The organism is Cellulosimicrobium sp. BMG9.23 (genome assembly GCF_059159985.1).
Window position 1 is genome coordinate 1 of the sequence record NZ_JBZGBZ010000012.1, and the last position, 15,405, is coordinate 15,405.

General features: G+C 74.5%; 15 protein-coding genes. 9 read left to right on the forward strand and 6 right to left on the reverse strand.

What is annotated here, in order from left to right:
- On the reverse strand, positions 1–302 hold a 302-nt coding region (locus tag AC4H2G_RS19575), incomplete at its 3' end, for a superoxide dismutase (protein ID WP_494367410.1).
- A 155-nt stretch (positions 303–457) separates the two neighbouring features.
- Here AC4H2G_RS19575 and AC4H2G_RS19580 point away from each other — a divergent pair.
- From AC4H2G_RS19580 to arfB, 4 genes are all read left to right on the forward strand, one after another.
- On the forward strand, positions 458–823 hold the full coding sequence (locus AC4H2G_RS19580; protein WP_494367411.1) for an iron chaperone: 366 nt from the start codon (positions 458–460) through the stop codon (positions 821–823).
- A 73-nt stretch (positions 824–896) separates the two neighbouring features.
- Entirely contained in the window at positions 897–1,583 is a 687-nt protein-coding gene (locus AC4H2G_RS19585; RefSeq protein ID WP_494367412.1) for a SigE family RNA polymerase sigma factor, read from the forward strand.
- Positions 1,580–2,341, forward strand: coding sequence for a hypothetical protein (locus AC4H2G_RS19590; protein WP_494367413.1), 762 nt, complete (start codon positions 1,580–1,582; stop codon positions 2,339–2,341). Before AC4H2G_RS19585 ends, AC4H2G_RS19590 begins: the two co-directional genes overlap by 4 nt.
- Positions 2,342–2,411: 70 nt before the next feature.
- Positions 2,412–2,849 carry an alternative ribosome rescue aminoacyl-tRNA hydrolase ArfB gene (gene arfB / locus AC4H2G_RS19595; protein WP_494367414.1) on the forward strand — a complete coding sequence of 146 codons (438 nt, stop codon included), beginning with the start codon at positions 2,412–2,414 and terminating at the stop codon, positions 2,847–2,849.
- 97 nt (positions 2,850–2,946) lie between these two features.
- Here the strand turns inward: arfB and AC4H2G_RS19600 are convergent, their stop codons facing one another.
- Positions 2,947–3,576 (reverse strand): putative glycolipid-binding domain-containing protein, encoded by a 630-nt coding sequence (locus AC4H2G_RS19600; protein WP_494367415.1) that lies wholly within the window; start codon positions 3,574–3,576, stop codon positions 2,947–2,949.
- 267 nt (positions 3,577–3,843) lie between these two features.
- Complete coding sequence (locus AC4H2G_RS19605) at positions 3,844–4,770, reverse strand: ArgP/LysG family DNA-binding transcriptional regulator (RefSeq protein WP_494367416.1); 927 nt, start codon at positions 4,768–4,770, stop codon at positions 3,844–3,846.
- Between the two features lie 70 nt (positions 4,771–4,840).
- Here AC4H2G_RS19605 and AC4H2G_RS19610 point away from each other — a divergent pair, with 70 nt between their 5' ends.
- Positions 4,841–5,500 carry a LysE/ArgO family amino acid transporter gene (locus tag AC4H2G_RS19610; RefSeq protein ID WP_494367417.1) on the forward strand — a complete coding sequence of 220 codons (660 nt, stop codon included), beginning with the start codon at positions 4,841–4,843 and terminating at the stop codon, positions 5,498–5,500.
- 70 nt (positions 5,501–5,570) lie between these two features.
- On the opposite strand, the gene AC4H2G_RS19615 is transcribed toward AC4H2G_RS19610, so the two are convergent.
- Entirely contained in the window at positions 5,571–6,299 is a 729-nt protein-coding gene (locus AC4H2G_RS19615; protein WP_494367418.1) for an MBL fold metallo-hydrolase, read from the reverse strand.
- A 209-nt stretch (positions 6,300–6,508) separates the two neighbouring features.
- Between AC4H2G_RS19615 and AC4H2G_RS19620 the strand changes: the two genes are divergently transcribed.
- Both AC4H2G_RS19620 and AC4H2G_RS19625 read left to right on the forward strand, forming a co-directional pair.
- On the forward strand, positions 6,509–7,360 hold the full coding sequence (locus AC4H2G_RS19620; RefSeq protein WP_494367419.1) for a DNA/RNA non-specific endonuclease: 852 nt from the start codon (positions 6,509–6,511) through the stop codon (positions 7,358–7,360).
- Positions 7,361–7,482: 122 nt separating this feature from the next.
- The gene (locus AC4H2G_RS19625; RefSeq protein ID WP_494367420.1) at positions 7,483–8,457 is read left to right on the forward strand and encodes a LacI family DNA-binding transcriptional regulator; all 975 of its coding nucleotides are present in this window, start codon (positions 7,483–7,485) and stop codon (positions 8,455–8,457) included.
- A gap of 22 nt (positions 8,458–8,479) precedes the next feature.
- Here AC4H2G_RS19625 and AC4H2G_RS19630 read toward each other — a convergent pair whose 3' ends face one another.
- Entirely contained in the window at positions 8,480–8,977 is a 498-nt protein-coding gene (locus AC4H2G_RS19630; protein WP_494367421.1) for a hypothetical protein, read from the reverse strand.
- Between the two features lie 141 nt (positions 8,978–9,118).
- A complete protein-coding gene (locus tag AC4H2G_RS19635) occupies positions 9,119–10,303 on the reverse strand; it encodes a LacI family DNA-binding transcriptional regulator (RefSeq protein ID WP_494367422.1) in 1,185 nt (394 codons plus the stop codon).
- Positions 10,304–10,586: 283 nt separating this feature from the next.
- Here AC4H2G_RS19635 and AC4H2G_RS19640 point away from each other — a divergent pair, with 283 nt between their 5' ends.
- Positions 10,587–11,957, forward strand: a complete 1,371-nt coding sequence (locus AC4H2G_RS19640) for an ABC transporter substrate-binding protein (protein ID WP_494367423.1) — start codon at positions 10,587–10,589, stop codon at positions 11,955–11,957.
- A 145-nt stretch (positions 11,958–12,102) separates the two neighbouring features.
- Complete coding sequence (locus AC4H2G_RS19645; RefSeq protein ID WP_494367424.1) at positions 12,103–15,303, forward strand: hypothetical protein; 3,201 nt, start codon at positions 12,103–12,105, stop codon at positions 15,301–15,303.
- Positions 15,304–15,405 lie beyond the last annotated feature (102 nt).

Below are 15,405 nucleotides of genomic sequence, written 5' to 3' on the forward strand. Positions count from 1 at the left end.
TCGTCGATCGCGGCGCCGATCTCGCCGGTGGGCTCGCCGCCGCCCTCGGGGGAGAGGTTGGTCCAGAAGGCGGAGTGGTTGACGTGGCCGCCGAGGTTGAACGCGAGGTTCTTCTCGTGGAGGTTGATCGCGGCGAAGTCGCCGGTCTCGCGGGCCTCGGCGAGCTTCTCGAGGGCGGTGTTGGCGCCGGTGACGTAGGCCTGGTGGTGCTTGGAGTGGTGCAGCTCCATGATGCGCCCGGAGATGTGCGGCTCCAGCGCACCGTAGTCGTAGGACAGCTCGGGCAGCGTGTAGACAGGCATGGTTCCTCAGGTTCCTTCCGTCGGTGTCCTGCCACGCTAGGACCTCGACCACGGTTGAGGTCAAGCGGGACACGGTGTGATCTCGCAGGTCGGGCGCCGTGCGAGCCTTCCGCGCTCGACGCGCGGACCGGCGGACGGCGCGCGAGCATGGACGGATGGGGACCGTCACCGACTACCTGGCCGACCTCGCCGCCCCGGAGCGCGGAGCCCTCGCGCACGTCGTCGCCGTCGCCCGCGAGGTCGCGCCCGACGCCCAGGAGGGCACCGGGTACGGCATGCCCGCCCTGACCTACCGCGGCAGGCCGCTGCTCAGCGCGGTGCGCGCGGCGAAGCACCTCGCGGTGTACCCGTTCAGCCCGGCCGCCGTGGCCGCCGTCGTCCCGCGGCTCGAGGGCTGGTCGCACGCCAAGGGCACGATCCGGTTCAGCGCGGACCATCCGCTCCCGGACGACGTCGTGCGCGACCTCGTCGCAGCGCGCGTCGCCGAGATCGACGAGGCGCTCGGTCCGCCGTCGAGCTGATCCGTGGCGGACGGAACCTCACGGCCCCCCGCTGCGTCTACGTCGTCATGAGAGCCAGAGCCGGGGCGCCCGGGTGAGCGGCGACGGGCCAGAGGTGGTCGTCGTCGCAGGTGGCGGACGCGCGACGTACCGCGGCGAGTTCACGGCGTTCGTCCGCGAGCACTCCGCCACCCTCTACCGCGTCGCCTACGTGCTCTGCGGGGACCCGCACCGGGCGCAGGACCTCGTGCAGCAGACGTTCGAGCGGACCTACCGCTCGTGGGGCAGGGTGCGCGACGGCTCGCCGCTCGCGTACTCGCGCACCGTCCTGGTGAACCTGCGCGTCGACACGTGGCGGCGGACCCGTCGTGAGCGCGCGGTCGACCCGCAGGACCTCGTGAGCCTCACCGACGCCGGCCATCCCACGCCCTCCTCCGCACGTGTCGCGCCTGCTCCCGATGCGCAGGCCGGGGAGCGCGACCGGGTCGTCCGGGCGCTCGCGGAGCTCCCGGTGAAGCAGCGGCGCGTCGTGGTGCTGCGCTTCCTCCTCGATCTCGGGGAGGCCGAGACCGCGCAGACCCTGGGAGTTCCGGTGGGGACCGTCAAGTCCCAGGCGTCGCGCGGGCTCGCCCGGCTGCGGGTCCTGCTCGGGGAGCCGGACGGCGGCTCGGGAGGCCGGGACGGTCAGGGCGACCGGGGCGCCGTCGATCCGCGCGCAGCCTCGCCCACGTCCACCGCGTCGACCGCAGGTGTGCCCGCCACCGAGAGGGGATCGTCATGACCCGCACCGACCCGTTCCTCGACCGTCTGCACGACGTCGTCGAGACGGTCGACGTGCCGGAGCTCGACCCGGACGCGATGGCCCGCCGTGCCGTGCGGATCGTGCGTTCACGCCGCCTGGCGGCCGGTGGGGCGATCGCGGCCGTCGTCGTCGCGGCCGTCGTGCTCGTGCCCTCGGTCACCGACCGGCTCGACGGTGCGCCGCTCCCCGGGCCGGCGGCCACCCCGACCGCGACGTCGCTCGCCCCGACACCCTCGGGGGAAGTCCTCACCGGCGGTCTGCCGCGCGTGGAGGGTGTCGTGCCCGGCATCCCGGACGGCTGGGAGCCGCAGGAGCTCGCCGGGCTGACGTACGCGATGCCGCCGTCGTGGACGCCGGACCCGGATCCCGCGCGGAGCGGCCCGAGGTACCAGAGATGGGTCGGCGGGGAGGAGGACGCACTCGGCGTGGTCGAGCCCGCGATGCTCGAGGTGTCCTTCGCCACCGGGTACACCACGTGGGAGGTCCCCGACGTTGCCTACGTGGACGAGGCGGCGAGGACCTGGGACGCGACCGTCGAGACGGTCGACGTCGCCGGCGCGGACTACGTCCTCGTCGAGCGCCAGCCCTTCTCCTCAGACGGCGCGCAGGCCGTCCAGGTCCAGGTCGCGCTGCGCGAGGAGGGCGGCCCCGGTTACAACCTCCTCTTCTGGGTGCCGGACTCCCCGCGTGGGGAGGCGCTCGCGCAGGGGTTCCTCGGGTCGCTGGGCTTCACCTGACAGATCGGGATCCCCCTGTCGGACGGTGGGCTCCGGCGGCGCAGGAGCCCGGGCCCGGCATGATGGTCCCGTGCCCGACGACGCCCGCCCCGGTCTGCGCGTGACGTCCGCCCTGGTCGTCCCGGAGGCGGAGCTGTCGTGGCGCTTCTCCCGCTCGTCGGGTCCGGGCGGGCAGGGCGTCAACACCGCGGACTCGCGCGTCGAGCTGTCGTGGGACGTCGCGGGCTCGGCGGTGCTCTCCGCCGCGCAGCGCGCGCGGATCGAGGAGCGCCTCGGGCGCCGGATGGCCGGGGGAGTGCTCACCGTGGCGGCGTCGGAGCATCGCGCCCAGCTGCGGAACCGGGACGCTGCCCGCGTCCGGCTCGCCGCGCTCGTCGCCGACGCGCTCGCGCCGTCCGGGCCGCGCCGTCGCGCGACGCGACCGACCCGCGGATCGGTCGAACGACGCATCGACGCGAAGAAGCGCCGTTCGGGCGTGAAGCGGATGCGGCGGCCTCCGGCCGACTGAGCCTCGATCGCGGACTGAGCATTGACCGCGGATTGAGCCTTGTTCGCGGACTGTGCCGTGATCGCGGACTGCGCCTCGACCGTCGACCGGCCGCGGCTCAGAGTCTCCGCGCGAGCTGCGGGTAGTCGACGACGATCCCGTCGGCGTCGACCGTGAGGTCGGCCGTGAAGTCACGGGTGGCGCTCGTGTAGGTCACGACCCCGCGGCCGGACGCCGGGTCGAGCGGGGAGCGCGCGACGTAGAGCTGGTCGCTGCGCAGCACCTGGAGCGACGGGACGTCGACCCATGCCATGACGAAGGGGGTCTCGCGCGGCGGGGCGTCGTCCCCGAGGAGCCCGAGCCGCAGGATCGGCATCGTGTTCGTCACCGGGCACAGCGCGATGTCGCAGTCGACGGCGCCGTCGAGCGCGCCCGGTTCCGCGATCCCCGGTGAGGCGAGGCCGTCGGGGGCGCTACCGGATGCCTGCACGTCTGCCTGCCACGCACCGTCGGGCGACCGGGTCAGGGCCAGGTGGCGCGACCACCCGACCCCGTGCACCGAGATCTCCAGCCGCTGGGTGACCCAGCCGGGACCGGTGGTCAGGGCCCACGCCGTGACGTGGCCCGTGGCGCGCGACGTGCCGAGCGCGTCGAGCCGGTTCTCGTGCAACGTGAGGGTCGCCGCCTCGAGCCGGTCCGGGTCGTCGTCCCAGCCGGTCCAGGCGACGTGCCGCGTGGTCGTGGTCATGAGGCCTCCGTCCGCTCCTCTGCCGCTGTCCGCTCCGCTGCCAGTCTGCGCCGAGGGCCGGGCCGTCGCCGGTCGTGGGTCGACGGAGCACGCTCGGGTCGACCGTCGGCGTCGAACGCGACCTGGCGCGCGGTCGAGCACGACCTGGCGCGCGGTCGAGCACGATCTGACGGACGTTGTGCGCGGGTAGACGACCTTCAGGGCGTGTTCGGCGCCGGGTGGCGCGGGCGCGGCGCGCGGTCAGGCCCCAGAAAGGGGGCTCGTCGGTCAGGTGAGGGCGGCGCGCGCAGCCCGGGCGATCGCTGCGGCGAGACGGTCGAGCGAGGACGAGTGCAGCCGCCACTGCTGCCAGTGCTGCGGCACGTGAACGGCGCTCGCGTCGTCGAACCCGACGAGCCGCCCGGCGTGCTCGCCCGCCGCGCTCTGCACGTCCGGGAGCATGCCCCAGCCCATGCCGTGCTCGATCGCGCGCAGGAACTCGTGCGACGCGGGGACGTAGTGGCGCGGCGGGCCGGCCGCGCCGTCGCCGAGCCGGGCCCGCAGGTAGCGCTCCTGCAGGTCGTCCTTGCGGTCGAACGCGAGCACGGGCGCGACGGCGAGCGCCTCGCGCGTGGCGTCGTCGGGGAACCAGCGCGCGACGAACCGTGGGCTCGCCATCGGGCGGTACCGCATGCGGCCGAGCAGCGTCGAGCGGCACCCCGGGACGGCCTCGGCGACCGACGACACCGCGGCGACGGCCGTGCCGTCGCGCAGGAGCCCGATCGAGTGCTCCTCGTCCTCGCGGAGCACCTCGAGCCGGGCCCACGCGGACGCCTCGACGAGCGCCGGGAGGGCCCAGGTGGTGAGCGCGTCGCCCGAGACGACGAGGGTGATCTCCGGGAGCGGGTCCGGGATGTCGCCGTCGGGCGCGGCGGGCCAGGTGCCTGCGGGTCCGGCGATCCCCAGCTCGGCCAGGACGTCCGCCTGTTGGAGCGCGAGGTGCCGCGCGTGCCGCACGAGCACCTGCCCCGGTGGCGTGAGCTCGGCCGGGCGACCTCGACGCACGAGCACCTGCCCGACCGCCGACTCGAGCGCCCGCATGCGCTGGCTCACCGCGGAGGGCGTGACGCCGAGCTCGCGCGCGGCGGCGTCGAACGTGCCCGTCGCGGCGATCGCCTCGAGCGCGCGGAGCTGGTCCGGCTGGAGGTCGACCATGAGCAGATCTTACGGAGTGACAGAATCTTTCGCTGTACTGAACGAGATTCACGCACCTACCGTCGGTGTCGTGACCGTCCTCGCAATCGCCCCTCCGCTCGTCGCCGGACTCGGCACCGGGCTCTCGCTCATCGTCGCGATCGGCGCGCAGAACGCGTTCGTGCTGCGCCAGGGCCTGCGCCGCGAGCACGTCCTGCCCGTGGTGGCGGTGTGCGCGATCTCCGACCTCGTGCTCATCGCTGCCGGGACAGCCGGCCTCGGCGCGGTCGTCACCGGTGCGCCCGCGCTGCTCACCGGCGTGCGCTGGGCGGGTGGCCTCTTCCTCCTCACGCTCGCGGCGCTCGCGGCCCGACGCGCGCTGCGGCCGGGTGGGCTCGACCCCGCGTCGGAGGGTGGGGCGACGACGGCGCGGTCCGCGGTCGGCACGTCGCTCGCCCTCACGTGGCTCAACCCGCACGTCTACCTCGACACCGTGCTCCTGCTCGGCACGCTCGCGGCGGGCTACGCGGCCGCGCACTCCGGGGGTGGAGAGACTCTGGGGCCCGACGCCGTCCGCTGGGTCTTCGGCGCGGGCGCCGCCGTCGCGAGCCTCGTCTGGTTCACGGCGCTCGGGTTCGGGGCGCGGCTGCTCGCCCCGGTCTTCGCGCGGCCCATGGCGTGGCGCGTGCTCGACGGCGGGATCGCCGTCGTCATGGCGACGATCGGGATCACGCTCCTCGTGGGGTCGTGACGCGGCTGCTGACTCGCGGGGTCGTGACGCGGCCACGCGAGACGGCACCGACCCCCCGGCAGTCCGACCGTCAGGTGAGGTGGTCGAAGTCGCCGCGCACCCAGGCCGCGTGGCGCTCGGCCGAGCGCAGCACGACCTCGCGCGCGTCCGCCGGGACGACCCCGTCGAAGTTGTTGTAGAGCCGCTCGAAGGGTCGGCGTGCGACGTGCTCGGCGACCCGCTTGGCGACGGCTCCCGACAGCGGGATGCGGTTGGGGTAGGACCGCATGAAGCTCACCGACACGCGGTCGGGGTTCGCCATGACCGTGTCCCCGCTCAGCAGGACGCCGCGCCCGTCGGCGCCGTCGGCCCAGTGCACGACGGCGCTCCCGGGGAAGTGGCCGCCCGGCTGCGACAGCACGACGCCCGGCAGCACCTCGCGCTCGCCGGACCACGTCTCGATCACGGGGTCCGGGCGGGCGACCCAGCCGGCGTCGGCCTCGGCGACGAGCACCGGGACGCCGCCGAGCCGGCGGCTCCACTCGACCTGGACGCCATACATGTGCGGGTGGCTCGCGGCGATCGCGACGACCGGGCCGAGCGCGAGGACCGCGGCCGCCGTGTCGTCGTCCACGAAGCCGAGCGGGTCCCACAGGAGGTTGCCCGCGGGGGTCTGCACGAGCTTGGACTGCTGGCCGATCCCCACCGGGGGCCGGTTCGACAGGCCCAGGAGGCCGGGCTCGAGCTCGGCGATCTCGACCTGCTCGCCCTCGGCGGCGAGCTCCGCGAGGGTGGTCCATGCCTGCCCCGTCGCGGGCATCCACTGACGCTCGTCCGCGCAGATCGCGCAGACATCGGGGCGGGTTGCGTGCTCGACCGCACACGTGCGGCAGATCCACCAGCCGCCCCCGGCCGTGTCGTCGGAGGTGCGAGCAGTCTGGCTCCGGTCAGGCGTCGTCGGCATGGGTCGTTCCTACCCCCGTCCACCCACAGGCTGCCACCCGGACGCCCGTGTGGTTGGCTCGCCCCGTGAGCCTCGGCCACGACCCCGACTTCCTCGTCGTCCGCGTGCCCCTGCCCCGGGCCGTCCGCCCGCTGCGCGAGCTGCCCTCCACGCACTTCACCGTGCAGCTCGACCCCGCGCGCCGCCTCGCGGCGGCCACGGTGGTCGACGTCGACGGCGCCCGGCTGCTCGACCTTCCGCGCGACGACGACTGGCACCTCGACCCGCGCGTGCCCGCGTCCGAGCAGGCAGGGCCGGAGCTCTACGCGGACAACGACCTCGACCGCGGCCACCTCGTGCGACGCCGCGACCCCGTGTGGGGCGACGAGGACGTGGCGCGGCGCGCGAACGCCGAGACGTTCGCCTACCCCAACGCGGCGCCGCAGGCCGCGCAGTTCAACCAGTCGAAGGAGCTGTGGAACGGGCTCGAGGACCACGTGCTCGACCACGCGGAGGCTCTGCGGCAGCGGCTCGTCGTGCTCACCGGCCCCGTCCTCGCCGCGGAGGACCCGGTCTACCGCGGCATCGCGATCCCGCGGTTGTTCTGGAAGATCGCGGCGTGGGCGGACGGCCCGGCGGACACGCCGATCCTCGCAGCGGCGGCCTTCGTGCTCGACCAGACGCCGCAGCTCGGCGAGATCGACCTGCGCGCCGCCGACGCGCGGGCGCTCGCGGCCGGTGACGTCCCGCCCCTCGGCCCGTTCCGGACCTTCCAGGTGCCGGTCGCCGACGTCGAGGTGCTCACCGGCCTGGACCTCGGCCCGCTCGCCGCCGCGGACGTGCTCGCCCCGCCCGTCCTCGCGCCGGCCGGGCCCTCGGCCCTCGACCGCGAGCGGTGGACGGAGCTGCACGACCCGGGCGACGTCGTCGTGAGCTGACTCCCCGCCGCGCGCGCACCGGAACCCGCCCAGCGTGGGAACGCTTCCACGACTGCCCGGTAAGCGTTAGCGTGGTCCTGCGGGTGCCGCCCGTCACTGCCGACCGGGCCGAGGAGTCCCCTATGTCGACGTCGCAGACGACCCTCGAGGACGTCGCCGCCGCCGCGCGCGTGTCCCGCTCGACGGCGTCCCGTGTCCTGCGCGGCAACGGTCCCGTCTCCGGCCGGGCCCGCCAGGCCGTGCTCGACGCCGTCGAGCGGCTCAAGTACGTCCCGCACCCGGGTGCGCGCTCGCTCGCGAGCGGTCAGGGCGAGCGTGTCGTCGTCGCCGTCGGGTCGCCGTCGTCGGAGCTGCTCGCCGACCCGTACGTCGCGCGCGTCGTCGCGGCCGCGAGCCGTACCGCGGACACCGAGGGCGTCGGCGTCGCGCTGCGCTGGCTCGGCCGCGACCCCCGGGCCGAGCTCGAGCGCCTCGCCCGCGACCCGGGCGTCGGCGGCGTGCTGCTCGTCGACTACTCGGCCGACGTGCTGGCGGTCGTCCCGGCGGAGCTCGTGCCGCGTGTCGCCGCGATCGGCCCGGCGGACGGCCGCGTGCCGTCCTACGACGTCGACGCGGCCGCCGGGATCGCCGCGCTCGTCGAGCACGTCGTCGCGAGCGGCCGTCGCGACGTCCTCATGCTCTCCGGCCCGCGCTGGCTCCCCGGCACCCGCCGCGCCGTCGCCGCGTACGCGGCCACGATGGACGACGCAGGGCTGCCCCGGCGGGTCGTCGCGGCCGACCTCACGGCGTCCGCCGGCGCGGGAGCCGTGCGCCGGGCACGTCTGCGCTGGCCCACGACGGACGCCGTCGTCGCCATGAGCGACCTGCTCGCGTTCGGCGCCGTGCGGGCGCTCGCGGAGGACGGCGTCCGGGTGCCCGACGACGTAGCCGTCACCGGGTTCGACGACTACCCGCTCGCCCGCGAGCTCGGCGTCGCGCTCACGACCGCGACGCATCCCGTCGAGCAGATCGCCGCTGCCGCGACGGCCGACCTCCTCGGGCGGCGGCGCGATGGCCGGACCTTCCCGTCCGTCGTCGTCGTGCGCGCGACGGCGTAGCGAGACGGCGACCGGCCGCGGGTCACGGCGCGGGCGACACCCCGTCGAACGGGGTGATCAGCGACCAGCCCTCGCCCTCGTCCGGGAGCTGGTGGTCGTCCGTGAGGTAGAGGCGGACCGGCCGGTCGACGTCGAGCGGGTTGCCGTCGGGGTAGGCGTCGTCGCCGCTGCACGTCTGCGGTGTGGACGCGACCGTCAGCCGGTCGCCGGGGCTCGCCGTTCCCGCAGGGTCCTGGACGACGTCGACGACCTCGACCTCCCACACGTGCGCGTCCACGCCGAGCATCCCGCGCGTCCCGTCGCGTCCGAGCACGTCCGCGTCGACGACGAGGCCCGACGCCTCGAGCCGGGCCGCCTCGTCGGAGAGGTCGACCCACGAGACGCACGTCTCGTTGACCACTGGGAGGCACGCCGCGAGCGCCGGGACGAGCGCCGCAGCGGTGAGCAGGCGGGCTGCAGGTCGGACGCCCGGCCTGCCGATCGCCGGCAGCGTGGCATCCGGATGTTGCTCGGCAGTCATACCTGTCGAATGTCGTGGTGCGCCGGATCCTTGCGGTGCCGCCAGCAGGCCGTCGTGGAGCCTGCGACCGGCCACCATGCGTCGACCTCGTCGACGAAGGCTGCGAACGCCCGGTCGGCACGGGCCGGACGGTGGCGGTCCTTACGCGGTCGGGGCGGTGCGGCGCTGGTCGGGGGTCGCGTCAGCGCGTCTGGCCGACGTCGAGGCACGCTCGACGAGCCGGACGTCGATGCGTTCGACCGTGCCTCGTTCGCGCCCGGCGGGTTCGCCGGCGTCGTGCTCCCTGCTGGGACGTGCGCCATCGACACGTTCGTCCCCCGGGCGCTCACGACCGTTCGACGCGCCGGCGCGGGGACGCTCGCCGTCGATCACGGCGAGCAGGAGGTCGGCCGCGGTCCGTCCCTTGCGGACCGTGTCCTGCGCGATCGTCGTGAGCGCCGGGTCGACGTACCGCGCGATCTCGGCGTCGTCGAAGCCGACGACGGACACGTCGTCGGGCACGCGGACCCCCGCCCCGGCGAGGCCGCGCGCGATCCCTGCGGCGAGGACGTCGGCCGTCGCGAAGACCGCGGTCGCCCCAGGGAGCTCGGCCGCGATCCGATTCCCGGCCGCGAGGCCGTCGTCGTACGTGGTGTTGGCCGGCACGAGGTCAAGGGTCACGCGGTCCGCGGGGCGCGCGCCGTCGTCGTCCGACCCCACCCCGAGCGCCGCCCGGAAGCCCGCGACGCGCTCGCGCACGACCTGGCTGGCCGACGCGACCGGGCCGCACAGCACGACGTGCCGGTGCCCGAGCGCGCGCAGGTGCTCGCCCGCGAGCCGGCCGCCCTCGAAGTCGTCGGCCCGAACGGTCGCGGCTCCCGGCGCGTCGACGTACGTGTCCACGACGACCGCTGGCGTGCCCGCCGGCAGGTCGAGCGTCGCGAGCTCGTCGTCGGTGAAACCCATGACGACGATCCCGTCGAGCGCCCACCGGCGCACGGAGTCGAGGACGTCGCGGTGGTCGGCGACGCCGCGGAGCATGAGGTGGTGGTCGCGCTCGCGCAGGCGGGCCTCCACCGCGCCGGCGACCGCGACGTCGTGCGGGCTGCCGAGCAGCGACCCGCCGTCCGACCGGTCGGGCAGCAGCAGGCCGACGAGGCGGGTCCGCCGGGCGGCGAGGCTCTGGGCAGCGCCGTTGGGCACGTACCCGCGCTCGGCGACGATCCGCTCGACCTCGCGCGCCGTGGCGGGCGACACGCGGCCGAGGTTGCCGTTGACGACGTTCGAGACCGTCATGACGGAGACGCCGGCCTCGCGCGCGATGTCCTTGAGCGTGACGCGTGCCATGAGGTTCGGGGGACTCCTTCGTCGGGCGTGCTGGTGGTCGGCGACCTCGCGGATCGTAGCGAGCGGGCGCCGCGCGTGACCGGTGGCATGCCGTGACCAACTCGTGATGATCGACTGCTTGACGTCGATGCTACGGGGCTTTAACGTTAAACGTATAGCGCTAAACCCCCTGGGGACGACCGTCGGGCACCGTTGCTCCGGAGAGGTCGAGGGGCGGCGCGTCCACCGCACAGCACCCCGCGGGCCATCATGGTCCGCGGGTAGTCCTCAGCGAGGAGAGACGATGAAGTCAGCAACCACGGCGAGTGCGTTCGCACTCACCGGTGCCCTGGTCCTCACCCTGGCCGCGTGCAGCTCCGGAGGGTCGGGCGACGACGCGACCAGCGACGGCAGCGTCGCGATCGAGGTCTCGATCGACGCCGGCCTCGACGACGCCGCGCGCGCCAAGTTCGACGAGCGCGTCGAGCAGTTCGAGGCCGACCACCCCGACATCACCGTCGAGGCGCGCGAGTACACGTGGGAGGGCACGACGTTCGCGACGGAGCTCGCCGGCGGCACGCTGCCCGACGTGTTCACGCTGCCGTTCACGGACGGTCGCGGCCTCATCGAGCGCGAGCAGATCGCGGACATCAGCGCGCTCGTCGAGGAGCTGCCGTACGCCGCGGAGTTCAACCCGAACGTCGCGCAGGCCGGCCAGGACGCCGACGGGAACATGTGGGCGATCCCCATCTCCGCCTACAGCCAGGGGCTGCACTACAACCGCACGCTCTTCGAGCAGGCCGGGCTCGACCCCGACCAGCCGCCGACCACGTGGGACGAGGTCCGCGAGGCCGCGAAGACCATCGCCGACGCCACGGGCGTCGCGGGCTACGCGACGATGACGTCGGGCAACACCGGCGGCTGGATCCTCACGACGCTCACCAACGCGTTCGGCGGCTCGATCCAGGAGTTCGACGGCGAGACCGCGACCGCGACGATCGACACCCCCGAGGTCGCCGAGGTGCTCGACCTCCTCCACGCGATGCGGTGGGAGGACAACTCGATGGGTGCGAACTTCCTCTACGACTGGGGCACGATCAACCAGGACTTCGCCTCCGGCCAGGTCGGCATGTACGTCTCGGGCGGCGGCAACTACGGCAACCTCTTCACGCAGAACGCGATGAACCCCGACGACTACGGCCTCACGGTCGTCCCGCTCGTCGACGACGGCGGCGTCCTCGGCGGCGGCACCCTCGCCGCGGTGAACGCGAAGGCGACCGCCGAGGAGCAGGCCGCCGCGGTCGAGTGGATCGACTACTTCTACATGGAGAAGCTCACGAACGAGGAGGTCGCGCGCCTCGACGCCGAGACGGCCGTCGCGAACGACCAGCCCGTCGGAGCGCCGGAGCTGCCGGTGTTCGACCAGGCGACGTACGAGGAGTCGCGGTCCTGGGTCGAGGAGTACGTCAACATCCCGGTCGACCAGATGAGCTCGTACACCGACAACATCTTCGAGCAGCCGGTCGTGCCGGAGCCCGCACGCTCGACGCAGGAGGTCTACGCGCTGCTCGACCCCGTCGTGCAGGCCGTCCTCACGGACGAGAACGCCGACATCGACGCCCTGCTCGCCGACGCCCAGACCCAGGCCCAGGCGCTCCTCGACGCGAACGGCTGACCTCGCGCGACACCCGCACCGCCGAACACGGGATCCCGCACCGTCGAGCACGGGATCTGCCACCGGATGCGCCCTGATCCGGTGGCAGATCCCGTGTTCGCGGGCTCCCGCACCCTCTTCCGTCCCGCGATCGAAGGAGATCGTCGTGCGCCGTTCCGCTTGCTCTGCACCACACCCCGCCCGCACATCTGCCCAGAACACCGTCCTGGTCGCCGCGCTGGTCGCCGGCTCCTTCCTCGGGAGCCTGGTCGCCGTTCCTGCGTCGGCGGCACCGGGCGCCGGTGGGCTCCCGATCGAGCTCGAGGCCGAGGACGCCGTCCTCGCCGGCGGGGCCGGTGTCAACGACAACCACCTCGGGCACTCGGGGACCGGGTTTGTCGACGGCTTCGTCATCGACCACACCGGCACCGCGAGCGTGACGTTCACGCTCGACGTGCCCGAGGCGGGGGAGTACGGCCTCAACCTGCGGTACGCGAACGGCCTCGGCTCGGACATGACGTTGTCCCAGGTCACGCAGGTCACCCAGGTCACGGCCGGGACCGTGCCCGACGACGGCCCCGCGGTCGAGGACCGACAGGTCACCCTGCCGTCGGCGGTCGGCGCGTCGTGGAGCACGTGGTTCGTGCACCAGGAGGTCGTGTCGCTCGCCGCGGGCGAGCAGGAGGTCACGTACCGGTTCGACGCCGACGACACGGGCAACGTCAACCTCGACGCGATCGCCCTGACCACCGTCGGCGACCTCACGACACCCGGCGGGGGACCGACCCCGCCGGGCGAGGAGCCCGGCGCCGGCCCGGACACCCGGTACGACGACGTCGCGACCGTCCTGCGCCCGACGACGCCCCGCGCGGGCGAGCGGTACGAGGCCGAGGACGCGTTCACGGCGAACGGCGCGGTCGTCGTCGGGGACGCGACGCAGGCGTCCGGCGCCGACGCGCCAGGCGTGGTCGGTGCCGGAGCCGTCGAGGGAGCCGTCGGCGCCGTGGATCTCGCCGCGCCGCGCGCGCGGCTCTCCGTCGCGGTGGCCGCGACACGCGCGGGCGACCAGGCCGTCACCGTGCGCTACCGCAACACGACCGGCGAGGCGCAGGACGTCGTCGTGCTGGTCGACGGGCTCCCGCAGGGCCGCCTCGCGCTCGTCCCGGGCGCACGCTGGACCGACGTCGCCGTGACCCTCCCGCTGCGCGCAGGCCTCGGCAGCGTCGAGCTGCGCCGCACGGTGCCGGAGGACGGGCAGACCGACGCCGCAGCCGGAACCACCGGCGGAGCCACGCCCGACGACGCGGCGGACGGCGCGCCGTCGGGCCTGGAGGTCGACCGCGTGATGCTGCAGCGCGGCGCTGCGATGGCGGCTCGCGGCGCGACGTCGCCCCTCACGGCGTACGAGGCCGAGCACGCCCGCACGTCGGGTGAAGTGCTCGCCCCGAGCCGCGAGTTCCGCACGGTCGCGGCGGAGGCGTCGGGGCGCCAGGCCGTGACGCTCGACGCGCGCGGTGAGGACGTCGCGTGGACGCTCGAGCGTCCGGCGAACGCGCTCGTCGTCCGGGCGTCGATCCCGGACACCGCGGACGGCGCCGGCCAGCAGGGCTCGCTCGGCGTGTACGCCGGGAGGGAGAAGGTCGCGGACGTGGAGCTGTCGAGCGTCTACTCCCACGTGTACGGCGGCTACCCGTACGGCAACGACCCGGCCCAGGGCGGCAAGCAGCGGTTCTTCGACGACGCGCGCGTCCTCCTGCCGCGCGAGCTGCCCGCGGGCACGACGCTGCGCCTCGTGCGCGACGCGGCCTCCGCGGACCTCCCGTACACGGTCGACCTCGTGGAGACCGAGGTCGCGCCGGAGCCCTATGCCGCGCCCGCCGGGTACGTCGACGTGCGCGACCACGGCGCGACCGTCGACACCTCGGACGCGGCCGGCTCGGCGGGCGGGACCGACGACACCGCGGCCTTCGCCTCGGCCGTCGCCGCGGCGCGCGAGGCCGGTACGGGCGTGTGGGTGCCGCCGGGCCGCTTCACGCTGACCGACCGCGTGCGCGTGCACGACGTGAGCATCCGCGGTGCCGGGCCCTGGCACTCGGTGGTCGCGGGCCGCGCCGGCAAGGGTGGGTTCTACGCGCAGGGCTCGGGCGTGACGATCGCCGACCTCATGGTCGACGGCGATGTGCGCCACCGCGACGACGCCGCGTTCGACGCCGCGCTCGAGGGCAGCTTCGGCCAGGGCTCGCTCCTGCAGAACGTGTGGGCGAGCCACACCAAGGTGGGGCTGTGGGCCGACGCCGGCACGGACGGTCTGTACGCCCTCGGCCTGCGCGTGCGCGACACGTTCGCCGACGGCATCCACCTGCACGGCCGGGTGTCCGACACGCGCGTCGAGCACGCGCTCGTGCGCAACACCGGCGACGACGCGATGGCCATGTGGTCCGCGGGCGGCGCGGTGACGCGGTCGTCGTTCGTGCGCAGCACGGTCGAGGTGCCGCTGCTGGGCAACGGCGCGGCCGTCTACGGCGGCGACTCCAACCGCGTCTCGGGCCTGCTGGTCCGCGACACCCTCACCGCCGCGGCGGGCGTCGCCGTGAGCACGCGGTTCAACCCGGTCCCGTTCTCGGGGACCACGACGGTCGAGGACTCGACGCTGATCCGCACGGGCGGCTGGGAGCCCAACTGGAACACGTCGTTCGGCGGGGTGTGGGTGTTCGCCGACACGAGCCGCATCACCACGCCCGTGGTGCTGCGCGACGTCGACGTCCTCGACCCGACCTACGAGGGCGTGCTCGTCAGCGGCGGGCACCCGGTCGACGACCTGCGGCTCGACGACGTGACGGTCGAGCGCACGGGGTCGTACGCGATCGCGGTGCGCGTCGGTGGCCAGGTGCGCCTGCACGACGTCCGGGCCTCGGGGGTCGCCGCTCAGCCCGACGGTCCGACCCAGTTCTGGGGGACCGTGGTCGACGAGGGCGGCAACCACGGCGTCCTCGCCGCCGCACCGCAGGTGTGCGCCGCGCAGGTCCGCACCGTGACGCTCGGCACCACGACGCTCACGACCGTCCGGCTCACGAACACGGGCGACGCACCGCTCGCCCTCGGCGGTGCAGGTGCTGCCGACGGCGCGGAAGGCCTCGCCTGGTACGCGCGACCCGGCGACGCGGCGTCGGGCGGGATCGGGGCGACGGTCGCCCAGGACGGCACGCGCGTCGCCGTGACCCCGTGGTCGACGCCGGGTCCCGAGCAGACGCTGCCCTCCGGGCGCAGCACCACGATCGTGGTGCTCGGCACGACCCACGAGGCCTGGTCCCGCGTCGCGGCCCCCGAGCTCGTGACCGTGCACGGGAGGGCCTGCTCGGTGTCGTAGCGCCCACAGCCGCTGCCGAACCCCGGGTTGCGTGGTGCTCACGCCCCTGAATGCCGCGTAACCCAGGGTTCGGCAGCTGACGGAACCACCAGAACCACCCGA